The sequence below is a fragment of the Burkholderia sp. BCC1996 genome (genome assembly GCF_905339955.1).
Taxonomy (GTDB): domain Bacteria; phylum Pseudomonadota; class Gammaproteobacteria; order Burkholderiales; family Burkholderiaceae; genus Burkholderia.
The window spans coordinates 21,796-47,336 of sequence record NZ_CAJPHM010000032.1; the positions used below are offsets into that span (position 1 = coordinate 21,796).

22 protein-coding genes are annotated in these 25,541 nt (G+C 61.4%); 1 reads left to right on the forward strand and 21 read right to left on the reverse strand.

All coding sequences use genetic code 11. The annotated features are described in order from the left end of the window. Window positions 1–5: 5 nt before the first annotated feature. Together U4Z64_RS32140 and U4Z64_RS32145 are read right to left on the reverse strand one after the other, a co-directional pair. On the reverse strand, window positions 6–1,013 hold the full coding sequence (locus U4Z64_RS32140) for an alpha-ketoacid dehydrogenase subunit beta (protein ID WP_321822073.1): 1,008 nt from the start codon (window positions 1,011–1,013) through the stop codon (window positions 6–8). A gap of 12 nt (window positions 1,014–1,025) precedes the next feature. Then, a complete protein-coding gene (locus tag U4Z64_RS32145; protein WP_321822074.1) occupies window positions 1,026–2,003 on the reverse strand; it encodes a thiamine pyrophosphate-dependent dehydrogenase E1 component subunit alpha in 978 nt (325 codons plus the stop codon). Window positions 2,004–2,548: 545 nt separating this feature from the next. On the opposite strand from U4Z64_RS32145, the gene U4Z64_RS32150 reads away from it, so the two are divergent. Next, the gene (locus U4Z64_RS32150) at window positions 2,549–3,442 is read left to right on the forward strand and encodes a LysR family transcriptional regulator (protein ID WP_321822075.1); all 894 of its coding nucleotides are present in this window, start codon (window positions 2,549–2,551) and stop codon (window positions 3,440–3,442) included. A gap of 72 nt (window positions 3,443–3,514) precedes the next feature. On the opposite strand, the gene U4Z64_RS32155 is transcribed toward U4Z64_RS32150, so the two are convergent. The 19 genes from U4Z64_RS32155 to U4Z64_RS32245 form a co-directional block, all read right to left on the reverse strand. After that, window positions 3,515–4,978, reverse strand: a complete 1,464-nt coding sequence (locus U4Z64_RS32155) for an APC family permease (RefSeq protein WP_321822076.1) — start codon at window positions 4,976–4,978, stop codon at window positions 3,515–3,517. A 225-nt stretch (window positions 4,979–5,203) separates the two neighbouring features. Further along, window positions 5,204–6,193 (reverse strand): lipoyl synthase, encoded by a 990-nt coding sequence (lipA, locus tag U4Z64_RS32160; protein WP_321822077.1) that lies wholly within the window; start codon window positions 6,191–6,193, stop codon window positions 5,204–5,206. Between the two features lie 299 nt (window positions 6,194–6,492). Next, window positions 6,493–7,386 carry a LysR family transcriptional regulator gene (locus tag U4Z64_RS32165; RefSeq protein ID WP_321822078.1) on the reverse strand — a complete coding sequence of 298 codons (894 nt, stop codon included), beginning with the start codon at window positions 7,384–7,386 and terminating at the stop codon, window positions 6,493–6,495. Window positions 7,387–7,465: 79 nt separating this feature from the next. After that, window positions 7,466–8,782 (reverse strand): MFS transporter, encoded by a 1,317-nt coding sequence (locus tag U4Z64_RS32170; RefSeq protein WP_321822079.1) that lies wholly within the window; start codon window positions 8,780–8,782, stop codon window positions 7,466–7,468. A 71-nt stretch (window positions 8,783–8,853) separates the two neighbouring features. Further along, on the reverse strand, window positions 8,854–9,327 hold the full coding sequence (locus U4Z64_RS32175; protein ID WP_060063234.1) for a RidA family protein: 474 nt from the start codon (window positions 9,325–9,327) through the stop codon (window positions 8,854–8,856). Beyond that, on the reverse strand, window positions 9,324–10,391 hold the full coding sequence (locus tag U4Z64_RS32180; RefSeq protein ID WP_321822080.1) for a DUF4392 domain-containing protein: 1,068 nt from the start codon (window positions 10,389–10,391) through the stop codon (window positions 9,324–9,326). Before U4Z64_RS32180 ends, U4Z64_RS32175 begins: the two co-directional genes overlap by 4 nt. A gap of 51 nt (window positions 10,392–10,442) precedes the next feature. Next, the gene (locus U4Z64_RS32185) at window positions 10,443–11,429 is read right to left on the reverse strand and encodes a threonine/serine dehydratase (RefSeq protein ID WP_060063237.1); all 987 of its coding nucleotides are present in this window, start codon (window positions 11,427–11,429) and stop codon (window positions 10,443–10,445) included. 165 nt (window positions 11,430–11,594) lie between these two features. Further along, window positions 11,595–12,734, reverse strand: a complete 1,140-nt coding sequence (locus U4Z64_RS32190) for an MFS transporter (RefSeq protein ID WP_060063240.1) — start codon at window positions 12,732–12,734, stop codon at window positions 11,595–11,597. Between the two features lie 213 nt (window positions 12,735–12,947). Then, window positions 12,948–14,342, reverse strand: a complete 1,395-nt coding sequence (locus U4Z64_RS32195; RefSeq protein ID WP_321822081.1) for an APC family permease — start codon at window positions 14,340–14,342, stop codon at window positions 12,948–12,950. A gap of 908 nt (window positions 14,343–15,250) precedes the next feature. Further along, the gene (gene ptsP, locus U4Z64_RS32200) at window positions 15,251–17,227 is read right to left on the reverse strand and encodes a phosphoenolpyruvate--protein phosphotransferase (protein ID WP_321822082.1); all 1,977 of its coding nucleotides are present in this window, start codon (window positions 17,225–17,227) and stop codon (window positions 15,251–15,253) included. Between the two features lie 51 nt (window positions 17,228–17,278). After that, entirely contained in the window at window positions 17,279–17,656 is a 378-nt protein-coding gene (locus U4Z64_RS32205) for a PTS glucitol/sorbitol transporter subunit IIA (RefSeq protein ID WP_060063253.1), read from the reverse strand. Between the two features lie 19 nt (window positions 17,657–17,675). After that, complete coding sequence (locus U4Z64_RS32210) at window positions 17,676–18,692, reverse strand: PTS glucitol/sorbitol transporter subunit IIB (protein WP_060063256.1); 1,017 nt, start codon at window positions 18,690–18,692, stop codon at window positions 17,676–17,678. A 44-nt stretch (window positions 18,693–18,736) separates the two neighbouring features. Continuing rightward, complete coding sequence (locus tag U4Z64_RS32215) at window positions 18,737–19,291, reverse strand: PTS glucitol/sorbitol transporter subunit IIC (protein ID WP_196798934.1); 555 nt, start codon at window positions 19,289–19,291, stop codon at window positions 18,737–18,739. Window positions 19,292–19,374: 83 nt separating this feature from the next. Then, window positions 19,375–19,791, reverse strand: a complete 417-nt coding sequence (locus U4Z64_RS32220) for a transcriptional regulator GutM (RefSeq protein ID WP_060063258.1) — start codon at window positions 19,789–19,791, stop codon at window positions 19,375–19,377. Window positions 19,792–19,951: 160 nt separating this feature from the next. Next, window positions 19,952–20,695, reverse strand: coding sequence for an SDR family oxidoreductase (locus U4Z64_RS32225; protein WP_060063261.1), 744 nt, complete (start codon window positions 20,693–20,695; stop codon window positions 19,952–19,954). A gap of 12 nt (window positions 20,696–20,707) precedes the next feature. Continuing rightward, window positions 20,708–22,018, reverse strand: a complete 1,311-nt coding sequence (locus U4Z64_RS32230) for an acetoin dehydrogenase dihydrolipoyllysine-residue acetyltransferase subunit (protein ID WP_321822083.1) — start codon at window positions 22,016–22,018, stop codon at window positions 20,708–20,710. 1 nt (window position 22,019) lies between these two features. After that, entirely contained in the window at window positions 22,020–23,021 is a 1,002-nt protein-coding gene (locus tag U4Z64_RS32235; protein WP_290440119.1) for an alpha-ketoacid dehydrogenase subunit beta, read from the reverse strand. After that, window positions 23,008–24,036 (reverse strand): thiamine pyrophosphate-dependent dehydrogenase E1 component subunit alpha, encoded by a 1,029-nt coding sequence (locus U4Z64_RS32240; protein WP_321822084.1) that lies wholly within the window; start codon window positions 24,034–24,036, stop codon window positions 23,008–23,010. The genes U4Z64_RS32235 and U4Z64_RS32240 overlap by 14 nt, the downstream gene beginning before the upstream one ends. Window positions 24,037–24,046: 10 nt before the next feature. Then, window positions 24,047–25,375: an NAD(P)H-dependent oxidoreductase gene (locus U4Z64_RS32245; RefSeq protein WP_125333403.1), complete on the reverse strand. Its 1,329-nt coding sequence runs from the start codon at window positions 25,373–25,375 to the stop codon at window positions 24,047–24,049. Between the last annotated feature and the right edge of the window lie 166 nt (window positions 25,376–25,541).

The window sequence follows — 25,541 nt, forward strand, 5'->3', positions numbered from 1 at the left end:
ATTGATTACCCCTTCAGAATCGACTTGACGGCATTCACGACGGCTTCCGGCGACGGCACGTACACGTCTTCCAGGTTCGGTGCATACGGCACCGGCGTGTGCGGCGCCGTCACGAGCCGGATCGGCGCCTTCAGCGAGTCGAAGCACTTGTCGGCCAGCAACGCGGAGATGTCCGCCGCGACGCTACAGCGCGGATTTGCCTCGTCGACGATCACGACCCGTCCGATGTCCTCGGCGTATTCGAGCAACGTGTCCTCGTCGAGCGGCGACGTCGTGCGCGGATCGATGATGCATGCCGACACGCCGTCCGCCGCGAGGAGGCGAGCGGCCGTCTCCGCGACGCCGACCATGCGGCCGAGCGCAACGATCAGCACGTCTTTCCCGTCCCGCACCACCCGCGCCTCGCCGAACGGGATCGTGTATGCACCGTCGGGCACTTCGCCCACGGTGTCGTACAGCATCTTGTTTTCGAGGAAGATCACCGGATCGTCGTCGCGGATCGCCTGGAGCAGCAGGCCTTTCGCGTCGTACGGATTCGACGGGATCACGACCTTGAGGCCGGGAATGTGCGTGAAGATCGGATAGAACGCCTGCGTGTGCTGCGCGGCCGAGCGCGTGCCGGCCCCGTACGTCGCGCGAATCACGAGCGGTGTTTTGGCACGGCCGCCGAACATGTACCGGAACTTCGCGATCTGATTCATGATCTGGTCGAGACACACGCCGGCGAAGTCGACGAACATCAGTTCGGCGATCGGACGCAAACCCGTGAGGGCCGCGCCGGCGGCCGCGCCGACGAATGCGGCCTCGCTGATTGGCGTATCGCGAATGCGCTCGGGGCCGTAGGCGTCGAGCAGCCCGCGCGTCACGCCGAAAGCACCGCCCCACGCATCCTTGACGCCGTTGGCGCCCGCGCCGCCGGTCAAATCCTCACCCATCATGATCACGCGCGGATCACGCGCCATTTCCGAGTGCAGCGCGTCATTCAGCGCTTGACGGAACGATTTCTTAGCCATTGCTGTGGGTCCTTACAGATACTTCACGTAAACGTCGGCGGTCAGTGCCGAAAGCGGCGGGAACGGGGCTGCGCGCGCAGCACTCACGGCGGCGTCGATCTCGGTCTCGATCTGCGCATCGACCGCGTCCAGCTCGCCGCTGGCCACTTGCGATCCTTCCTGCACCTGCCTGCGGAAATTGACGACGCAATCGCGCTCCTGGCGCATGGCCTTCTTTTCTTCCGGCGTGCGATAGTTGTCGGGGTCTCCGCTGTAGTGACCGTAGTAGCGCGGCACGTGAATCTGCAGCAGGCTCGGGCCGCCGCCATTGCGGGCACGGTCGATCGCCTGGCCAGCGGCCTCGTAGACCGCGAACAAGTCGGTACCGTCGACCTCCGCAGCGGGAATGTCGTAGCTCTGCGCACGCCGCGTGAAGCTGCCGGCCGAGACGAACGAGTTCGCCGTCGCTTCGCCGAAGCCGTTGTCCTCGATCACGAAGACGATCGGAAGCATCCAGATCTTCGCGAGGTTGAAGCTCTCCGACATCACGCCTTCGTTCATCGCACCGTCACCCGCGAACGCAACCGCCACGCCACCGGTGCCGAGCAACTTCGCCGTGAGCGCGGCGCCGCACGTAATCGGCGCACCGCCGGCCACGATGCCGTTCGCGCCCAGCATCCCCTTGCGCAGATCGGCGATGTGCTGCGAGCCGCCTTTGCCGCCGCACGTTCCCGTCGCACGCCCGAACAGCTCGGCCATCATTGCGCCGATATCGCATCCCTTGGCAATGCTGTGACCATGCCCGCGATGGGTCGACGAAATGTAGTCCTTGTCCGTCAGGTGCAGGCACACGCCGACGGCGCTCGCCTCCTGCCCGGCACAAAGATGAGTGTTGCCCGGAATGTCGCCGGTCGCCATCTCGTCCATCACGCGCTCCTCGAAGCGGCGAATTGTTCGCATGGCGCGATAAGCGTCCACGAGCCGCTCACTGGGAAACTTCAAGGCGGACATTCCAATCTCCTTAATTTAAATGGTGTGCGTGGCTGTACGCTTCGACGCGACACACTCAGTGTTGCAAATCCGGCTCGCCCCACGAATATCGCGACAGCAGTGCCGACATGCAATTTCAATCGTCACCGTTCAATTTCGTCCGGTCCAATTGTGATTGGCGATTTCGCTCGATCACCGATTCTTATCAGTGCGTGAGTGCCAGTCAGCATCCCGATCATGAATTCACGTCGACACCAGAACCGTGCGATCGCGATCGGTCGTCGACTGCTCGCTTCAACTGCCACGAACGCATTGTTCGTTTCAGCGTTGTTGAAATTCTAGTGATGCGTCTGATGAGGTTCGTCCACCTAAAGGTGGAGAAATAAATCGCAGCGCGTCCGCTTTCCTCGGAATCAGGCGTTCTGTGTTGAGCACCCCAACCTTCGTCGCTATGATCGATCGAACCTTCCCCGCACCGGGGATATGCATCGCCTCGTCCGATCGTCGATCGACATTCGGATACGCGCGATCGAATCGCTTTTCCCCATGCGGGTGGAGTTCGTCACATGATCGATCTTCGAAACCTGGAGACCTTTTACGCCGTCGCCCAGCTGGGGGGATTTCACCGTGCCGCGGAAAGGTTGCACACGACACAGCCCGCTGTATCCGCGCGCATCGCGCAACTCGAACAGCAACTGAAGGGACGCCTGTTCGAGCGAGACAAGCGCGGTTGCTTCCTGACCATCAAGGGCAGGCAGCTGCTCGTTTACGCGGAACAAATGATTTCGCTGAGCGCCGAAATAGTCGAGGCCGTCGCTGGCCGGACGGCCCTGAGCGGGACGGTTCAGCTCGGCGCGTCGGACACGATCGTGCACACATGGCTGTCCGCGCTGCTCAAGCGGCTCAGCATCGAATACCCGGAGATCACGCTCGAGGTCAATGTCGACGCCACGCCGAATCTGACCGCGGGGCTCACCGACGGCACGATCGACGTCGCGCTCCTGATGGGTCCCGTGAACGCGAGCAACGCGGAGAATCTGCCGTTGTGCAGCTATCCGATCAGCTGGATCGTCTCGTCAGATTTTGAATGCGACACGGCGCACCTCACGCTGAGCGATCTTGCGCGGCATCCGATCATCACGTTCTCCAGATCGACACGTCCGTACATGCAGCTGAAGGAGATGTTCGATCGGTCGCATCTGCATCACGTGAGAATCTTCGGCAACTCGTCGCTGTCGTCGATCGTCCGGATGACGCTCGACGGCATCGGCATCGCGGCGATTCCGCACCACGTCGTGGCCGAACATCTGGCGAGCGGCCGGCTGCGCCGGATCGACACCGGCCACGAGATGCCGGTGATGCCGTTCACCGCCAGTTTCGTTCGCCGCGTCGACATGCCGCTGAGTGCGGTCGTTGCCGGACTCGCGCAAAACGTCGCCGCGCATTACGAAGGGCGCTAGGCGCCACGCCGCGCTTGCTTGGCGCAAGCGCAAAAAAACCAGGACTCGGCGAGTCCTGGCTTGTCGTCATCGTCAACCGTTCTGGCTGCGCCCCAGGCATTCGAAGACTTCGGGTCGCCGGTGCTTGAAGTATTGGGCAAGTGCCATGCCCGCGACCTGCACGCCGATCAGGCAGTAGAACATCCACACGTACTGCCCGGGGTCCCCGCCCGCGAGCACGTCGAAGTGTGCTGCCACGAGATAGACCAGCGCGATGAAGAATATCGACGAAATCGCCGGTGCCAGAAACGACTTGGCGAAACTCACGCCCTGTTGCCTGCCGCGACGAACGTACCAGACCAACGACGAGATGTTGACGATGGTCATCAGAATGATGATGCCCGACGTTCCGACTCCGGAGAGCTGCCCATAAAGCAGATCGGGTTTGGCGCCCATCAGAATGAACGGCAACAGCACGCACAGCACCATGACCGAGACGGTCATCGAAGCAAGATACGGAGACTCGTGCTTCGCATGCACCTTTCCGAGGAAGCGGGGAAGCGCACCGTCCGTTCCTAGGTTGTGCATATAGCGCGAAAGCACGTTCTGCGTGGACAGGCTCGCCGCGAACGCCGACGTCATCACCAGCACCGAAACGATCAGGTGCAGGCCAGGGCTCACGAATTTCGCGAAGGCGTCAGGGAACATCGCCGCGGGTGTCTTGGCCGCGATCGACTGAACCTGCGGCCCGTAAGCCATGATCATCGCATACGCACACAGCGTGTAGATCACGCCGATGAAGATGACGGCACCATAGGTCGCACGCGGAATCGTTCGGTCCGGCATCTTCACCTCGTCGCGAAACAAGGCGGTCGCCTCAAACCCCATGAAGAACGACACGGTGAACAGCATGCAGAACGGCACGTTGGTACTGTTCGCCAGTTGGCTCGGCAGGAACGGAGCGGATGCGGAAACACCCGGAACACCGCCTTTTGCCAGCACACCGAATGAAAATACCAGACAGACGACGATCTCGAGAATCATCACCCACGTCAGCACCTTCGCGGACAGCTCGACATGAAGATATCCCAGCATCGAGACCACCAGCCAGCACGCGAGCGTCGGCCAGTACCACGGAATCGCCATGCCGGTCATGTCGTGCGCGAGATCCGAGCACGAGACGCCGAAGAACGACGTGACACCGGCGAGGAGCAGGAAGTACGAAACCGCCGCGAGTATGCCGGAGCCGAGGCCGGTCGACTTTCCGATGCCATAGCTGATGAACGCATAGAAGTCGCCCGGGCGCTTCACGATATTATTGAGCGTCACATAGCCGACGGAAAACAGCAGCAATACCAGCGTCGTCAGTACGAATATCACGGGGCTGCCGACTCCGCCGAACATCAGCGCGAACGGGATGTAACCCGACACGGTCGTCAACGGGGCCGAGAACGCCAGCACGGTAAGCGCCAGACCGACGGCCCCCATGCTGCCCGACAGTTTCTTCTGCGGAGACGTTTCTATCTGCACGTCTTCCACATTCAGTTTCATATCCATCTCCATCTCCTTACGCCTCCAGCATATCGTCAGCATGATCGAACGATCGCTGCATCGCGCCGCGATCGTTCATGTGTCCGGGCACCCTTCATCGGTTTCGGGCCGGTACGGTACTCAGTCCGGTTCGTATTGCGGCCATCGTCGGCCGCCAAATTGATCGGGTCCAATTGCCGTTGGCGATGTTTTTCGATAACCGCGCTTTATCACGCGCACCGGTTTCGCCCCTCACGCAACGCCGGCCCCATGCGCCTGCAGATCCGCGTGATAGCTCGACCGCACCATCGCGCCGACCGCCGCGTGCGTGAAGCCCATCTTGTACGCCTCTTCCTCGTACATCTTGAACGTATCCGGATGCACGTACGCACGCACCGGCAGGTGGTGCTCGGACGGCTGCAGGTACTGGCCGATCGTCAGCATGTCGACGTCGTGCGCGCGCAGGTCGCGCATCACCTGCAGGATTTCCTCTTCCGTCTCGCCGAGGCCGACCATCAGGCCCGACTTCGTCGCGACGTCCGGATGCTGCGCCTTGAAGTCCGTCAAGAGCTTCAGCGAGTGCGCGTAGTCCGAACCCGGGCGCGCTTCCTTGTACAGGCGCGGCACCGTTTCGAGGTTGTGGTTCATCACATCCGGCGGTGCCGCGTTCAGGATTGAGATCGCGCGGTCGAGACGGCCGCGGAAGTCCGGCGTCAGGATCTCGATGCGCGTTTCCGGCGACTGCTCGCGCACTTCGCGAATGCATTCGACGAAGTGGGCCGCGCCGCCGTCGCGCAGGTCGTCGCGGTCGACGCTCGTGATCACCACGTACTTGAGCTTCAGCGCGGCGATCGTGCGGGCCAGATTCTTCGGTTCATCCGCGTCGAGCGGGTCGGGACGGCCGTGGCCGACGTCGCAGAACGGGCAGCGGCGCGTGCACTTGTCGCCCATGATCATGAACGTCGCGGTGCCCTTGCCGAAGCATTCGCCGATGTTCGGGCAGCTCGCTTCTTCGCACACGGTGTGCAGGTTGTGCTCACGCAGGATCGTCTTGATCTCGAAAAAACGCGTGTTGGGCGTCGCGACTTTGGCGCGGATCCATCGTGGCTTGCGAAGCGGCTCGATCGGGACGATCTTGATCGGAATGCGCGCCGTCTTCGCGTACGCCTTCTGCTTTTCCGATGCGTCGTAGCGCACCGCCGGGTTTGTCGAGGCCACCCGCTTCCCGCTCGCATCGGTCATTTGCGCCCTCCTGTCCGGCGCTCTTGCGAAAACCGGTGGTCAACAGCCTGTTTGTCGGTCGAAATGATCGCCATGCCGCGCTTCCCTGAAGCCCTGTCGAAAGGCGCGCAACGTGCGCATCGCGTCAAGCCGGACGGTGATATCGCATGTGCCGGCAATTGATTTCATTCTAGAAATGACGCGTGCATCCCTCGTCCACCCAAAGGATGATAAAAATCTCCAAACCTCGTCAGGCAACGGGTTGCGCGTTGATACAACCCCATTAATCGCGACGCGCTGTCGCACGTCGGAACATTCGTCTAGCGACGCGTCGACCCGGCCGCGTCGTGGGCCAATCCGGCCAGGATTTCGTGGATGCGTACGTCGAGCCCGCGCGCGTACGCCGCGCTGAATACGAAATCGTCCAGCGCGAGCGTCGATTCCTTGACGACGAGTACTCCCGTCTCGATTTCGCGCTGCACGACCGCACCCGGCATCACGGCGATGCCGATCCTGTCGATCGCCATCTTCACGATCGTCGACAACGACCCGTTCGAGAAGATGCGCGGAGACGGCTTGTCCCGCGTCGCAATGGCGTCTCTCAGCGTGATGTACGGATGGGTCCGCTTCGGCAGCGTGATGATCGGGAAGCGCGCCAGGGTGTCCGGCGTCAACGGGCTGTCACCGACATCGAGATCAGGGGACACGAGGAAATTGACCGGATATCTGCACAGCGGCACTTCGATGAAATCGGGATCAACAACGGGCCCGGCCAGTAGAAACGCCATGTCGATCTCGCCGGACTTGAGCGCATCGCGAAGCGCCGGCGTGATGTCGACCACGATGTCGATGACGATGCCCGGATGTTCGCGATGCACACGCGCAATGAACTCGGTGAGCCATATATGCACGATGGTTTCGGCGACACCCAGGCGAACTACACCGGACAGCGTCTGCGGGCTTGCGATCGCCGAGATCAGTTCGGACTCGAGCGCCAGGAAACGCTCCGCGTACTCCAGCAGCGTTCGGCCACGGGGCGTCAACCGGATGCTACGAGCCGCGCGCTCGAACAGCAGCACACCCAGATCGTCCTCCAGGCCGGAAATCCGGTGCGACACGGCGGATTGCGTCGTGTGCAGCTTGGTTGCCGCCTTATGGAAGCTGCTGAGCGTTGCAACCCAGTAGAAGGTTTCGAGGCTTTTCAGATTGATCATCTGCTCCGTTCGCGTCGAACATGAAGAAAATGCCGGCCCGCAATAGTTCAGACGGAACAGACGTCAACGGCAATCGATCTCAGCGATTAACGAGGTTCTTCGGAAGGCACAGCGTCAATACCATGCCGATTGCGGCCATCAACGCAATAAAGAAAACACCGTAATCGGTGCTCCCGGTAATGTCCTTGACGACGCCCACGACATAGGGGCTGACGAATCCACCCAGGCCGCCGACACAGTTGATGAAGGCGACACCGGCCGCCATACCGATCCCCGTCAGGAACAGCCCCGGAATCGAGAACAACATCGACGTCGTACTGTACGCACCCACGGCCGCGACACACAGCGCCGCCAATGCAAGGACCGGCGCGCCACGCGTGAATACGCTCGCGACGAGCCCCGCGATCACGCACAGAAACGGCACCACGAGATGCCAACGGCGTTCGCGCAGTTTATCGGAGCTACGCCCGATCAGATACATTCCGACAAATGCCGCGCTGAACGGCAACGATGTGTAGAATCCGATACGCAGGACGTCGCCCGGCGCCAGTTGCGCTACCAGCGTAGGCAACCAGAACGAAACGCCGTACGAACAAATTGCCGAACAGAAGCAGATGAGTGTCATGTGCCAGACCTTGCGGTTCGTCACCGTCTGCCGCAGGCTCATACCGGCGCCCTGTCCGTCTATTGCTCGACGATCCGCTTCCAGCTCGCGCTCGATGAAACGTCTGTCAGGTTCCCGCAACCAGCGAGCGGACTCCGGGCCGTCGTCGAGGAATACAAGCGTCAATAGCCCAAGAACGATCGACGGTATCGCCTCGATGACGAAGAGCCATTGCCACCCTGCCAATCCATGCGCGCCCTCGAGCGCCGACATGATCGCACCGGATACCGGCGCCCCGATCATGCCGGACAAGGGCACCGCCCCGACGAAGAGGGCCACCATCTTTGCGCGACGCGCAGACGGAAACCAGTATGTCAGGTACAGGATGATGCCGGGGTAAAAGCCCGCCTCGGCCACGCCGAGCAGAAAGCGAAGCACATAGAACTGGGCCGGCGTCGAAACGAACGCAAAGGCCGCTGAAATCAACGCCCAGAGAATCATGATTCGCGAGATGGTCCTTTTCGCACCGATCTTCGCCATCAGCACGTTGCTCGGCACCTCGAACAGGAAATAGCCGATAAAGAACAGGCCGGCCCCCAGCCCGTAGGTCGCGTCCGTCAGCCCAAGATCCGATAGCATGCGAAGCTTCGCGAAGCCGATGTTGATACGATCGAGATATGCCGTGACATAACACAACATCAGGAACGGCATGATCCGAAAAGCGACCGTCCGGTACGTACCTTCGGATTGCGCGCCGTCACGGACCGGACTGGTTGCTGAATCGAATTGCATGCTCACCTCTCTCCCTTCAGGTTTCGTACCGTCATGATCGGCTTGCGTCCGGAATTCCACATAGGCGAGCGTCAGGCGATCTCTACGGTCGCTTCCACTTCCACGGCCATGCCGGACGGCAAGGAATTGGCGCCCGTCGCAATACGCGCGTGCCGCCCCGCTTCGCCGAGAACGGCAAAGAACAGGTCGGAAGCACCATTCAGCACCTTCGCATGCTCGGTAAAATCGGCGCCGCACTGCACGACGCCGGCAACCCGAACGATCCGAACGACGCGGGAAAAATCGCCGTCCAGCATTCGTCCGATGTGGCTTAGGATATTGAGTGCACAAAGCCGTGCCGCACGCTGCCCCTCCTCCACGCCGAGGTCGATGCCGACCTTTCCCGCATAAAGGAGCTCATCGCCGCGGCGCGGGCCCTGCCCCGCTATCTGGAGGATGTTTCCCGACCGCACTACCGGAAGATAACTGCCGCGCGGCACGCTCACCGGCGGCAGTCCGAGGCCCAGTTCGGCAAGGCGAGCGTCGATCGTTGTCTGCCCCGTCATTTCAATTGCCTCCAGTCGCCACGCTCCCCCTGCCAGTTGATCGAGTCGCCCAGCGTGCGGCGCACAGTCGCGCGCAGTGCACGAAGCAACCCCTCCCATTCGACCGCGCTGATGCCGTCAACGGCGGGCTCGGGCGCCATGAACATGCCGTCGACGCCGCCCGAATTGACACAACATTCGATGCAGCGGATCTCGAGTTCGGGATCGTGAAACACGAAAGGGTTCTCCAGCAGCGCCGAAAGCGCAGCAATGATGCCCGTCGCGCCCCAGTTGGATACGTTCGCGACGACGAGGTGATCGGCCGCATTGACCGCCGCAACGCCGCCCCGCCCTTCAACACCGGTCGACGCCGCCTTCGGCGAGAAGGTAGGCAGATCTGCCGCAATCACGCCCATGCCGAGCTCGTTGCCGCCATCGCCCACGCCGATATGCAGAATCCCTCGCTCCTTTCCCTGGTAGAACAAGTAATCGAGGTCGGCGATGAGCCCGTCGAGCGGGCGGCCGCCTAGGCCGTGGTAGAGCCCCAGCGCATTACAACCCGGGCGCTCGATGGAAATCATCACGCTGGGCCGGGTGCGCTCGAGCAGGTCATCGGAAACGCGATGACTGCCTTCCGTGTCCTTGGGGACGGTGCGGATGTAGACGGGCCGCAGATATTCGATGCCCTTCACCACACCGTCGTCCGGGAAGGGCATCGGCGCCAGCCCTGCACCGCGGCAGGTCTGCACCATCATCTCCTCCCAGTCCTCGTCGATCACGATGACGGTCGGCACCCCAAGGCCCAGAAAGAATGCGCGCGCCATCAGCGCGGCGCCCACCGGGCCATCGGTTTCTGGCGCACCGCCCCCCTCCGGGAATCCCGTGGCGATAAGCACCGGACCGCCCTGTCGCCTTACCGTCTCGACGATTCGTTCGGCCGCGCCCATGCATGCGTAGCCCGGCTGCCGCTTCTGCAGCGCCTCGTAGATGTTGCCGATGAGCCCGACGCCCGTGTAGTCGAGCGTCATGAATTCGTCGATCGTGCGTGCGACACGTTGATACTGTTTGCTGTCTGGTTGCAGCATGGCAATTGCCTCTTGGCGGGAATGCGCTCTGGGTAAATGAATGCCGGACGGTCAGGCCAGTGCACTGACGAAGACGTCGTGGTCCACGTTACCGCCGCTCAGCACCAGCACGATGGTCTTTCCAGCTACCTCGAGCTTTCCGGCAAGGACCGCGGCGAGCGGCGCCGCGCCACCGGGTTCCACGACGAGCTTCAGTGTCTCGAACGCCGCGCGCATCGCCCGACGCACCTCGTCATCGTCGACGACGAGACTCCCGGCCAGCAACCGCTTGTTGATCGGGAACGTCAGTTTGCCGGGCGAAGCGACCTGCAGCGAATCACAGATCGATGTGGCGCCCCGGGCGTTGCCAACCTGCTCACCCTTCGCCAGCGATCGTGCGTGATCGTCGAACCCCTGCGGCTCGACAGCGTAGATACGGGCTTGCCGACAGTACGCGTTGATCGCCGTCGCGACCCCGGCGACCAGACCGCCGCCGCTGGCAGCGGCAAGAACCATATCCGGGACCACCGAAATCGCCTGCGTTTGCTGCACGATCTCGAGACCGACGGTGCCCTGCCCGGCCATCACCTGGAGATCGTCGTAAGGGGGAACGGTCACGGCGCCGGTGCGCTCCGCAATGTCCCGGCCAATTGCTTCCCGGTCGTCGGTTTGTCGGTCATAAAGACGCACGGTTGCGCCATAGGCCCGCGCCCCCTCGATTTTTGCCTTGGGTGCATCCGCCGGCATGATGATGGTGGCCGGCATGCCGAATCGCGCGCAAACCGCTGAGATCGCCAGCGCGTGGTTTCCCGACGAGAAGGCGACGACGCCTCGCGGCCGCATGGCAGCCGGAACCTGCAGCACGCGATTGCACGCGCCGCGGAACTTGAAGGAGCCCGTCTTCTGAAGACTTTCCGCCTTAACGAGCACACGGGCCCCTACCGCACGGTTGAGCGCCTCGCTCTCGAGCAGCGGCGTTCGCACGACGAACGGCAGGATGCGCACATAGGCAGCTTCGATGTCGGCGACCGAGAAATCGCCGGATGAGAGATCGGTCATGGCATTCGCTCACGGTGAAAGACGTCAGCGCATTACATCAACCTCGACCGATTCAATCCAATGAAGAACAAAAATGCTTACTGATCGAAATTCGTAATCGGTCGGCGGCGCACGCCGAACGTTCAACCATGCGCCCCGACTTATCAGCGGGGCACACCGAACACGTCACGACTCGATATTCCGGCCACCAAACGCGGCGAGCACAAGCAGCACGGCGAGCAACGCAAATGCAAGATGCAGGCCAATCGCATGCGCAAAGAAGCCGACAATTGCCGGTCCGACCAGATTGCCGCCATAGCCTAATGTCGTGATCGACGAAATTGCGGCAGAAGGATCCATGGCCGTTTGTCGCCCGGCGGCCGCGAACAGGATGGGTACGATGTTCGCGCACCCAGCCCCGCACACGGCAAACCCGAAGATCGCGCCCGTGCCCGACGGCGAAGCGATCGCGATGGACATCCCGACCGCACCGAGGATCCCGCCCGATACGATCACCACGCGCGGACCGAACCGGGTAATCAACGCGTCACCGAAGAGTCGACCGATCGCCATTGTCATCGCGAATGCGGTATAGCCGAAGCCTGCGCGATCCTGCGCATACGACTTCACGGAGGTCAGGAATAGCGCACTCCAATCGAGCATCGCACCTTCAACGAGAAAGCACCCGATCGCAATGGCCCCCATCAAGACGACGATGCCCTGCGGCAGGATCAATACCGAGGCTTTGCGCTCGCGGGGCCCTGCCGGCTCCAGGAATCGCGCGTAGCGAAACATGAGCACTGCGATGACGACAACCATGGCTGCCGCTACACCGAGCGCATTCGCACCGGCCGACAACAGCGAGCCACCGACCAGCGAGCCCGCAATTCCGCCGACGCTGAACAGGCCGTGGAAACCAGACATCAGTTGCTCGCCGCTTTGTCGTTCAATGAGCGTCGCCTGGATGTTCATCGCCACATCGACGAATCCCAGGCCGGCACCGAAGATCAACAGCGTCATCGCCATCGCCGGCATACCGGACAGCGTCGCGAGGAGCGGAAGCGATGCGCAGATCATCGCGGCGCCCGCGCCGATGACCTTGCGGCAACCGAATCGCTCGACCGCGCGCTGACAGAGCGGCATGCACCCGACTGCCCCGATACCCAGGAAGAGCAGCAGGAAGCCGAATTTCGCTTCGTCGACATCAAGCCGTGCCTTCGCGTAAGGCACCAGCGGCGCCCACGTCGCGACGCTGATTCCCGCGAGAAAAAATGATGCTCGTGTTGCAGTCCGTTTGTTGTTTTCGCTTGCAGTCTCGAAGACCATGGTCTGGGATGCGTCCGACAAGTCGGACGTCTTCTGGATGAACGGATGAAGTGAAGCCGGCCGTGACGTTTCTGCACCGCCCGTCGTTACTGGTAGCCGGACGCGCCGGGGACGACGAGCCGAAAATAAAAAAAGATCCCGAAAAATTGCTCGGGATCAAAGGAGAAACGACCCAGGATGAGGCGAACAGTCCCGCCCCGGTCGCTCAACGATTCAGTCCTTGTGGCTGCGGCCAAGCCGCTCGAAGATTTCCGGGCGCAGGTACTTGAAGTATTGAGCCAGTGCGATGCCAACGAGCAGCACGCCGATCAAGCAGTAGAACATCCACACGTACTGCCCCGGATCACCACCGGCCAGAACATCGAAGTGCTGGGCAATCAGCACGACGAGCGCGATGAAGAACACCGACGAAATGGCGGGTGCGACCGCCGACTTGAAGAAGCTGACGCCCTGGTGCCTGCCGCTCCGGCCGTACCATACCAGCGACGAGATGCTGACGATGGCCATCAGAACGACGATCCCCGACGTACCGACTCCGGAGAGTTGCCCGTACAGCAGATCGGGCTTGGCGCCCATCGCGATGAAGGGGATCAGCACGCAGAGCACCATCACCGACACCGTGATCGACGCGAGATAGGGCGACTCGTGCTTCGGATGAACCTTGCCGAGGAATCGCGGCAGCGCGCCGTCGGTGCCGAGGTTGTGCATGTAGCGGGCCAGCACGTTCTGCGTGGACAGCGCCGATGCGAACGCCGACGTCAGCACCAGCAGCGAGATCACGACATGGAGACGGCCGCTGACGAACTTCGAGAATGCGTCGGGAAACATTGCGGCAGGGGTCTTGGTAGCGATGTCCTGGACATGCGACCCATAGGCCATGATCAGCGCATACGCACAAATGGTATAGACGACGCCGATGAAAATGACCGCACCATACGTGGCTACCGGTATCGTGCGGTCGGGCATCCGGACTTCGTCCCGGAACAGCGCGGTCGCCTCGAATCCCATGAAGAAGCCGACGATGAACAGCACCGAGAACGGCACGCTCGCGCTCTTCGACAGTTGGCTTGGCGCAAACGGCGCGGCTGCCGAGATGTCTGCCGCGCCGCCCTTCGTCAGCACGAAGAACGAGAAGATGAGACATACCGCGATCTCAAGCAGCATGATCCATGTCAGCACCTTCGCCGACAACTCGACATGCAGGTAGCTGAGGATCCCGCAAGCCATCCAGCATGCGATCGTCGGGATGTACCACGGGAGCACGGCGCCGGTCGTTTCATGAAGGAGATCGGAACAGGACACGCCGAAGAACGACGTCACCCCGGCGAGCAGCAGAAAATACGACACCGCCGCGAGGATGCCCGAACCGAGGCCTGTCGACTTCCCGATGCCGAAACTGACGAACGCATAGAAGTCGCCCGGGCGCTTGACGATGTTGTTGAGCGTCACGTAGCCGACGGAAAAGAACAGCAGAACGATCGTGACGACGACGAACAGGATCGGACTGCTGACGCCTCCGAACATCAGCGCGAACGGGATATAACCGGACACCGTTGTCAAAGGTGCCGAGAACGCGAGCACCATCAGCGCCAGGCCGATCGGCCCCATGTTTCCGGACAACTTTTTGGGTGCAGATTCGCTTATGCGAATCTCTTGCATGTTCATCTCCATCTCCGTCACACCTCCGTCATTATGTGAATCTTCGCCGTACGAAAACACCGGGAAATGCAGCAACGACTGGTATTTGTCGGTTTATTTCGCTACATTTGTCTCACGATTTCGCTTCAAGAAGCTTTTTGTTCACGACAAGTGAAACGATCGTCCACCTCCAAATTGAAGCGGTCCAATTGCGATTCGCGATTTGCGCTGATCGCCAAAATTTATCAATGCGACAGTAGGCCTGCCCTGCGTCCGAAACTTGGCCACGTCGTTCGTCGCAATCGCCGCGAATCTGTTGCGCATGCCGTCACCCGCTGTCAGACAGGGCTGTAGCGATGGCAAGCGTCCGGCAGGTAACACAAGGCAAAATGACGATCAGGGATCACGCGGACATCGCCCGGTATGCCTGGGTGAAACGCAGCTGGGGTGAGACCGCACGCGCCGGACGCTGGAGAACCAATTCAGCGCGGCGAGCAGCCTCGCTGCAGGTGGGTGCGGCCTGACGTTTCACCTCGCGGCTCGTCACGCGTTCTTGATACAGACGCCCGACTGGACGAGCCGTGGAAGGAAACCAGGCAATTTTCGAGAAAGCTTGAACGGCTTTCGGGTGTGAAGGCTACGCGTGTTCGAGAAGACCGGACGGTAGTTCCATCCGGCAAAATCGCCTCCTCGAATCGCGCCGTGTCGGCCGGTAAGCAGCTCGGGAGGCATAGTGAAATAGCCCGACAAGGCGGGATACCTGCGCGGCGAGACAGGTCGCCCGCCCGTCCGTGTATCAAGCCGGGCCCGCGAAGCAGTGGCAAATACGAATCTTGTGGATCGCCGATGCCACGCCTCTGTCGTTTCCCGATCGGAAGTCAGATTTCCGTCACGAGTTTCTTTGCGCGCAGTACCGAGTTGGGACTCATACTGAGTTCGTCGACCCCGAGGTTCACGAACACCGGAATCATGTTTGGCCGAGACGCAGCTTCCCCGCACACGCCGACACTGATGTGCGCCCGCTTCGCCGCGTCGCATACCATCTTGATCGCCTGAATGACAGCCGGGTGCTCGGTCCTGTAGAGCGAGGCAAGGCTGGGATTCATGCGATCGACGGCCATGATGTATTGCGTAAGGTCGTTGGTGCCGATCGAGAAGAACGCGACTTCCTGCGCCAGCAGATCGGCAGTGAGAACCGCAGCCGGCGTCTCGATCATGATGCCGAGCTTCGGAACCGCAAACGGCACCCCCGCTTCGGTCAGTTCCGCAGCGATGCGCTCGATGATCGCCTTCGTGCGGCGAACCTCGTCGACATCGTCGACCATTGGCAGCATCACGCAGATGTTTCCGTGAGCAGCCGCACGCAGTAGCGCCCGCAGTTGCGGCTCGAACACTTCGGGGCAGTCGAGACACATCCGGATGCCTCGCCACCCCAGAAATGGATTCTCCTCCTTCGGGAAGCGAATGCCCGGCAGCGGCTTGTCGCCGCCAGCATCGAGCGTTCGAATGATGACAGGCCACGGGTGAAAGCGCTGTGCGAGCGTGGCATAAACTTCGTATTGCTCGTCCTCCGTAGGCACGCGCTGATGGTCCATGAACAAAAGCTCGGTACGGAATAGCCCCACGCCCATCGCGCCGGCTTGCAGGGCCGAGTCAAGTTCCGACAGAGAACCCATGTTCGCGGCAATCAGTATCTTGCGTCCGTCGCGCGTGGAGGGCTCGACGTCCCGGTAAGCAAGGAGCGCCGATTGCTGCTCGCGCTGCGCGTCGATACGGCGCGACAGTTCCTTTTCATGCGCGTCGGAATGGTCGAGCCAGACCTCCCCGGTCGTACCGTCAATCGATACACGTGCGACTGATCGCAGCCTGTCCTTATCGATCGGCAGACCCAGAACTGCCGGAATGCCGTGCGAGCGCGCGATGATCGCGACATGAGACGTCGCACTGCCGGATGTGCAGACGATCCCGAGGATATTGGCGAGGTTCGCGCGTGCCAGATCCGGCGCGGACAATTCTTCGGCAAGGATGATGCTCGGCACGTCCAGTTCCCGCAGAGACTTTTGCTGCTTGCCGAGAAGCACGGCCACGATCTCGCGCGTCAGGCCGCGAATGTCGTCGGCGCGGCTGCGAAGATACTCGTCCGTCATCGATTCGAACGCGAACGCCAGATCCTGCCCGCATTTCAGCGTAGCCGCCGCCGCGCTCCACCGCGTTGCGATGAGCTCGCGGATCGTGCCCGCATAGTCGTCGCTCCTTGCGACATCGGCGATCGCCTCGATGATCTCGGTTCCCATCGTCCCGTCGCCCGGCTCGAGCATCGCACCCAAAGTGAACTCGAGCGTCGCGGTGAATCGCTTGGCCTCGTCTGCTACCTCGTGTTCCGACACGAACTGGCGATCGACCACGAGCTCGTCACGCACATACGCGAGCGCACTGCCAAATGCCAGGCCTTCACTCGCCGGAACACCTTTCAATGCGCCCGGACAATCGGCATCGTCGGCGGATCGCGCCGCGGCCGTGTGCTCGAACGCTCGCGGAGCCGTCGCTGAACCGTCGGATCCGCAATGGCTGTCCGGCGCGGTGACGCCCTGCACGATTGCGCTGACATTCGACAGAAATTGTGTCAACTTGTCGACCGCCTCGCATTCGTCTTCGCCGTCCGCTCGGAGAAGTATCTGCTCATCCTGCTTCACACCCAGCAACATGAGCTTCACGGCGCTCTTCGCGTCCGCCCATGCATCGCCTCTTCCGATTTTCAGCGCGCTATTGAACTCCTTCGCAAGCTTTGCGAATTGCGTCGCGGGGCGCGCGTGCAGACCCTCGTGTACCTTGACCACAACCTGAGTTTCCAACATGACGATGCCTTTTCGTATTCCGTGGGTGACGACGATTGACGTCGGCGCAATTCAGGCGTCAACGATCTCGATGACGGTCCCTTTCTGCATGCTCTTGAAGAGCCGTTCAAAATCGACCGTCGATGCGCAGATCTCTCCCGGGCGCTCCGCCGAATGGGCTCCATTGAACGTGATGACGACATGACCCAGTTCGCTCACCTTGTTCCAGGCCGTCGGCCCCACGGCAGTCACGATCGCCGAAATTTCGCCGATGCGCAGCACGGAACCGATACGCGGCGCATGGCTGTCCGCCTGCTCTACGCGGTGAAGAACCGACACCTCGGCCAGTTCGGAAGGCGCGCCATCCGAATACAAAATCAGCACGCCGCCTTCGAGAAGGGACTCCACCTCTTCGCCGATACTGGAAATGATTGTCTTGTAGTAATGCATGCGTGACCTCAAGATGTTTTTAGAGAGCGAAACTGACCACCCAGGCAATTAACACCGAGACCGGCCCCATGATCTGGCGACTGATCAGTACGGCCGGCACGCCGACGCGAATCGTCTCCGGTTTCGCTTCGCCGAGTGCCATCCCGACCGGCACGAAATCACAACCGACCTGGGTGTCATACGCGAACAGCGCCGGCAGCGCCATATGCGGCGGAATCGTGCCATTGCCGATGGCCGGCCCGATGATTGCCGCGCCGATGACCTGCGCGATCACCGCGCCCGGCCCAAGTACGGGCGACAGGAACGGAAGACCGCAGATCGCCGACAGGATCACCAGCCCCACGATATTGCCCGCCAGCGGCGAAAGCAGATGAGCGAGCCCAGTTCCCACCCCGGTCGAATTGATCACGCCGATCAACATCGTCACGAACGCCATGAACGGCAGCACGTTGCGAATGACGGTATCGATCGACTTGCGCCCGCTCGTGAACAGCACATTCACGACGCCGCCCATACCGCGGCCGACCGATGTGATCATCCCGACGAAGCCGCCGTGGCCTGCACCGGTTCGGGGTTCGGCCGGCGACGGCGTTGCAGCGGGTGGTGTGTCACCGCTTGTTAAAGCGGCGCGATGCGCGTCGACACTCGACGCGTCGTCGTCGACGGACTGCAAGCTGTTCAATTCGACGGCGGACACATAGATGTCTTCGGTAATGAACTGCGCAAGCGGACCCGACTGCCCGACCGGACTCAGATTGATGGTCGGGATGCGTTTTCGCGGATATACGCCGCACCGCGCAGTGCCCCCGCAATCGATCACGACAGCCGCGATTTCCGATTCGAGCGGCGGATTGCGGAAGCCATCCACGACCGTTGCTCCGGTCAGATCAGCCAGCCGCTGCGCCACCTTCGGAATATCTCCTCCGGTCACGGCCACAATCTTGTTGCGCTCCACCGTCGGTGCGATGACGAGTGGACCTCCCCAGCCGTTGGGTCCTTTTCGAACCTGAACCGCCTTGTACGTACGCGCATCCATTTCGTTCTCCTCCAGGTGATTTCTCGTGTTTTATCGTGTCGAGTTCAAAGAGTCAGGCCTTCGCGCTTCGCGATCATGCGGGTGATCGCTTCGGTCAGCACCCCTTTCAGGAGATTGACGAAAAGGCCGACGCCCAGGTAGAAGAGCGCGAGTTTCGGCAACGAAAACGGTGCGGCATGGGTTTCAGCGAGCTTCGTGATACCCGCTGCCACGCCAAGCCAGACGAACAGCTCGCCGGGATTGCAGTGCGGAAACAAGCCAGTGATCGGATGACACAAGGACACCGCGGAATCGTAGAACGCGGGTTTGTGACGCTCTTCAAGGAAGACGCCGAACGTGTAGGCCATCGGATTGGTCAGAAAGAACATCGCGAGTAACGGCAACAGCGTATATCGCGTCAGGATGTTTTTCGAAAGGAAACGAGCCAATCCCTGGATCCGCTGCTCTCCCACCAGCGCGATGATCGTATAGACCGCGGTGAGCAGCACGATCAGTGTCGGCAAAATACCTGTAACAAAGCCGACGAACGTCTTTCCGCCTGCGTTGAATACACCGATGAACGCCTCGGCGGCATGAGTAAGAAAATCCAGCGGATTCATGGTTGTCTCCTGATGAAGTTGTGATGTGCGACAGATGCGTGAATCAAAACAGCGCTGCGACCTGCGTGCTTTACAGCGTTCGTCTACTCAATCACGGCACCGATAGGATGACTGACGTTCGCAGCTCTGCAAGCCATGTCGAGCGCGCTGTGAAGCGCGTTCCTGAGACGCGGCGCAAGCGCTGAGGACGCCACATGTTGCTGAAACTCGCCGATCGACCCGCCGTTGAATCCGGAAAGCGCTTCGAAACGAGCAAACACAGTCAGTCCGGACATGGCCAATACTTGCCTGACAATGCGATCGTCACTGATGACGACGATCGCAACCGCGCCGCGCCCGATCCGCGGCTTGAACGTTCCCACGCCGAGGAACCCGTCGCCCCACGTGCGCGCCGTCTTTCTCAGCGTGTCCCTGTAGTAGCGCATATGGGCCCACCCGGCGATGAGCTGCAGCGCCCACGTAACCGCCAATGCCAGTAAACCAAACCGTACGAGTTCCATTGCGTGTCTCCTGCCTCGCGCGAGCTGCTTTAACAAACGGTACGAATCTGGCGGGCAATTTCGCGCCGCCATTTGAACAAATGTTTATTTGAATAATACAATTGTTCATTTTCGGGTAAATACGGGAAAACGCGACACGAAGCTCGTAGAAACGATTCTTCTAGCAAAAACCCGAATTGACCTCGATCGGGAACACGAGACCCGAGATGTAGTGTGACGCATCCGAAGCCAGGAATAGAGCGGCACGCACCGCGGCGGACATGCCATCCTCTCGCCTCGGGATCGATGGCAGCGGGGCCGGATGCAGCGTCGCTCCCCGTGAGACGCGGCGAAACTCATCGTATGAAGGTACCGTTGGACAGACGGCATTGACGCGGATCCCGTCACCTTTCAATCGTTGCCCCAGTGCTTGGGATAGCTGACAGAGCGCCGCGGTACAGGCGCTCTGCCACGGCACGCACCAAGAATCGGCTTCGGCGGTCGGCGCGATATTGACGATCACGCCTCGCTTGACTCGCCGATACTGCGACGCCGCGGCATGGGCTATGTAAAGCGCAGCCTTGACGCACTCGGCGTACGCCTGATCGATTTCTCGTTCGGGAATCTCGAGATCGCCTCCCCCGTCCAGCCGCGCGCAGCCGTTATGGACGACTATATCGAGCCTCCCGAATTCGAGAACGGTACGTTCGACCAGTTCGACCGCACGCCGCGCCGTGAAGATTTCCGGCGGCGTACCGTCGACATTCGCTTGACCGTCTCCCGTGTCACCCACCAGTTCGAGAGCGCGTGCCCGCTGCGTAAGCACCGTTGCGCCGGCGGTACGCAAGGCACGGACCACCTCGTCGCCGATCGGGGACGAGAGCCCCGTTACCAGCGCGATCTTGCCGTCAAGCTCCAGGTTCATGAATGGCTCCGCCTACCGTGACAGTTGCTCGCCGACGATACCGACCACATCAGCCAGCGCTTCGACGTGCGGCAAATGACCGATGTCCGCGAAGCGGTGCTGCGCAATCCGGCCAGGCAGGCCGTTCGTGTGCGTCATCGGAATGATTTTGTCCGACGCCCCCCAGACGACGCGAACAGGCATCGTCAGCGACGCGATGACCTCTCGCAGGTCGATCTTCTGCCGGCCGCCCGGGAAGAACGTATCTACGATTGACGCAAGCGTCACACGTTTTGCCTCACTCGACAATTGCTGCTCTGCCGTCGCGATGAACGCGTCGTCGATCACACCGGGACGCGCGACCAATTCCCGCAGCCATCGCATAAGACTGGTTCGATCAGCGGCTTGCGTCAGCCCGCGCAAGAACGCACCGTTGCATTCGGTACCCAGCCCGGCCGGTGAAGCCAGCGTCAACGACGACACACGCACATGGCGCGAAGCGCTCAACGCAATCGCGATAGCCCCGCCGAACGAATGCCCGACGAGATGGCAGTGCGCGACATCTTCTGCCGCCAGCGTAGCGCCGATCGCGTCGACGATGTTCTCCAGCGATGCGGCAGCATCGGCCGGTGATTTTCCATGTCCGGGCAGATCGATCGACAGTACATCGAGATTCTTCGCAAGGCCGGCGTCGCGCAACGCATTGAAGAACGGGCGCCAGCTATTCGCCTCGGCCCCGAATCCATGCAGAAACACCAGCGTCGCCGGGCCGCCGCGCTGCAGCCAGACCCGATTGAGCGCGCCTTGCTGGCTCGCGCCGGCCACCACTTCACGTGAACCACCGCGCCCAGCGGCGACAGCGCGCACGTCATTTTCGATAATCCGCCCATGCGGACCGGATCCCTGCAGGCTGCCCAAGTCGATTTCGCTTTCGCGAGCAGCCCGACGAGCGGCGGGCGTCGCGCGAATCCGGCTGTCGCTGATATCACCCGGCAATGCTGCATCTGCGACGTCCGCGCGACGATGGATCGGGGGTTCAGCCGCAGCGTCAGGCTCGGCAACGCCTAATGCGGTTGTGCCGACGTCCTGCTCGATGACGGTCTCACCATTGGCATAGATCCATGCGATCACGGTTCCGACGGGGACCGTATCACCGACGCTGGCGGTAATCTGCCGGACCGTACCGCTCGCCGGGGCCTCCACTTCCATCGTGGCCTTGCTGGTCTCGATGTCGAAGATCGGCTCGCCCTGCCTGATCGTGTCGCCGTCCTTGACATACCAGGCGGTAATCGTGCCCTCGGTCATGTCCATGTCGACGCGAGGAAGAATCACTTCGGTCGCCATCTCAGCCCCTCCGACCGACGATATGCCGAACCGCCTCGACGATGTCGGGCACCTGCGGCACGGCAACCTTCTCGAGCTGCGGGTTGTAAGGCAACGGACAATCCGCGCCGCCCAGCCGGACGATCGGTGCGTCCAGATAATCGAAGGCGTCGCTTTCGCAAACGATCGACGCGATCTCGGCGCCTATGCCCAGTTGCTGAACGCCTTCGTACACACATACCAGACGCGAAGTCTTGCTTACGCTGTCGATAATCGCCTCGCGGTCGATCGGCCGGATGCTGCGCAGATCGATCACTTCCACGTCGATGCCTTCCTGCTGCAGCGCGTCTGCCGCTTCCAGCGAACGCACGGTCATGATCGAAGTCGCGACGATCGTGACATCCCGCCCCTCGCGGCGAACGACGGCCTTGCCGATCGGCTCCACATAGTAGCCCTCCGGCACGATGCCCTTGCTCTTGTACAGGAGCTTGTGTTCGAAGATCATCACCGGATCGGGATCCTCGAGCGCAGCAAGCAGTAATCCCTTCGCGTCATGGGGCGTACTGGGTTGCACCACCTTCAATCCGGGAACGTGCGCGAACCAGGCCTCGAGGCTCTGGCTGTGCTGGGCTGCGGCACCCGTCCCGGAACCGGCCGGAAAGCGCATCACAACCGGCACCGAGACTTCTCCGCCCAGCATGTAACGCATCTTCGCGGCCTGGTTCACGATTTGTTCCATCGCAAGCGTTGCGAAGTCCGAAAACTGGAATTCGTAGATCGGCCGGCAGCCGGTCATGGCCGCACCGACCGCAATGCCGGCGCCTGCCAGCTCCGCGATGGGCGTGTCCATGACACGTTCCGCACCAAAGCGCTGAAACAGGTCACCGGTCACCTGGAACGCACCGCCGTAGACTCCGATATCCTCGCCCATCAGGAACACGCGCTCGTCTCGCTCCATTGCGATGCCCATTGCCTCATGAATCGCCTGAGCGTAAGTCAGTTCGCGCTGGTCACTCATGGTCATTCCCCCCGTTCTCCGTATATACATAGCGCGTCAACTCGGCGATGTCCGGTGCCGGGCTGTTCTGCGCGTAGTCCAGACCAGCCTTGATTTCTTCCTCGACTTCCGCGTGGATTGCTTGCACCGCTGCGGCATCGATCAGCCCAAGCTCCACCAACTGCCGCTCGAATTTCGCAATGGGATCCCTTGCGCCCCAGGACTCGATCTCTTCGCGGGTGCGATAGCGGTTCCGGTCGCTCTTGGAGTGGCCGCGAATGCGGTATGTCTCGCACTCGATGAGTGTCGGCCCCTCGCCTTTTCGTGCACGCTCGATCGCGCCTTCAGCCGCCGTCAACACGTCGCCGAAGCTGTTGCCGTCGACAGTTACGCCGGGCATGTCATACGCAGCCGCGCGCTGCGAGATCCGACTGACGGCCGTCGAACGTTCGACCGACATCGACATGCCGTACCGGTTATTTTCACAGACGAAAATCACCGGCAGCTTCCAGATCGCGGCGAAATTCAGCGATTCATGGAACGCACCTTCATTGTTCGCGCCATCGCCGAAAAAACACACCACAACCGAGTTCTTGCGCTGCTTCTTGATCGACAGCGCCGCGCCGACCGCAATAGGCAAGCCTCCCCCCACGATACCGTTGGCGCCGAGATTTCCGCGGCTCACATCCGCGATGTGCATCGAACCGCCCCGCCCCCGGCAATACCCCGTCTCCTTACCGAAGAATTCGGCGAACATGCGTTTCGGATCTGCACCTTTGCCGATGCAGTGGCCGTGCCCCCGATGCGTCGACGTGATGTAGTCCTCATCGGTCAGGAGCATCGTCATCGCGATCGCGGAAGCTTCCTGCCCGATAGACAGGTGCATCGTCCCGTGAATCAGCCCACGCATATACGCCTGCTCCGCGCTCTCCTCGAATCGACGCACGAGTTGCATCTTCTTCAGCGCGTCACGCAGCGCTTGCACCGAGACATGCCGATAGACTTCGGGCATTCCTTCGATCTTCTCTGCAACGAATCCCATCATCTTCTCCTCAAGCGGCGGCACGCGCACCGCGGACCATTTCGTCCTGGCGCTGGCGCAGTTTGACGATCGGTGCGTTCGCGTCGACCGCGGCGTTCTGGTACGTCAGCAATTCGCCCTTGCGGATCGCTTGGGTGACGGTGCCGCCTTCCAGCAAGCCGCATGGAACCGCGCGCTGCGCAAGCGCGTCGTCCGCCGCGATGGCCCACGCGCGGTACGTAAATTCGCCGATCGCGTCGAGTCGGTCACCGACTTTCAGGTCTCGCTTCGCCACCGCGCAAACCTCGACCACCGGAACGGGGAGCGGCCGCATGTCGGCTTTGCCGTACAGGACGGCGCGCGCGCAACTGAGCGGCACCTCGAGACTCGTCAGGTGATACGGGCGATAAAACGTGTAATACGGCCCCTTGCCGAGCTTGAGGTCTGCCATGCGCTCGCGCAGGCGAGGATGTGCAAGTTCGGCAACGACGAATACCCCGGGCGCGACGCCCTTTCCGATGGTGTAATCGACTACACCCTTTTGGGTGAGGATCCCGCCGTCCGCCACCGGACAAAGCACCTCATGCAGTTGGTCGAGCGTGGCCGCGGGACCGTGCATGCCGGCGACATCCGGAATCAGCCCGGTCGCATTTCCGATCGCCGCCATTTCGACCGCGGTCTTCGAACCGTCGACAAACTCCACCAGCATGCGCGGATTCATGTTGCGCGCCTTGGCTTCGGCCATGTAGTCGTCCGGTGTCGCGTCGATATTCAACGGGTTGTTCTTGCCCTTGCCCGCGGCAACGATCGGATAACCGAGCGCGCTGACGAAATCGATCAACTCGATCGTAGAGCTCGGCTCATCGCCAGCACCCAGCGTGTACACGACGCCCAGCCGCTCCGCTTCACGACGCAGGTATGCGCCGATGGTCACATCGGCTTCGACGTTCATCATCACGAGATGCTTGCCGTGCTCCATGGCCAGCAGCCCAATCTGCGCGCCCACCGCCGGTTTGCCGGTCGCATCGATCACCACGTCGATTTGATCGTTGGTACAGATCGCATTCGAGTCTTGCGTGATGGCGATCGATCCGGCCTCGATCGCCTGCGAAATCCCCGAGCCGGTCCCGACGACGCGATAGCCTTCGTCCGCCTGATTGGCGACTCGAACCGCTTCGCATGCGGCGTCGACACGGAGGTCCGCGATCGCGCCGATCTCAAGACCTTCCATTTGCCGGACCTGGGTCACGATGTCCGTGCCCATTTCGCCGGAGCCGATCAAGCCGATTCGGATAGGTCTGCCCAATTGGGCACGGGCTTTGAGGTCGGCCGCCAGGCCGCTGGGAATGATGTTGAGCATCGACGATGTCTCCTGGGTAGTGACGCGCGCTTGCGCAGGCATGTGCCCTTAACCCGCGTCTGCAACCTGGATCGCCGCGACATTAAGTGCACATTTGTTTTTTACAATAGCACTTTGTTCATAAAAGGTACAAGCAACCGAGCGGCAAAAAGCGCGCAGCTAGGGT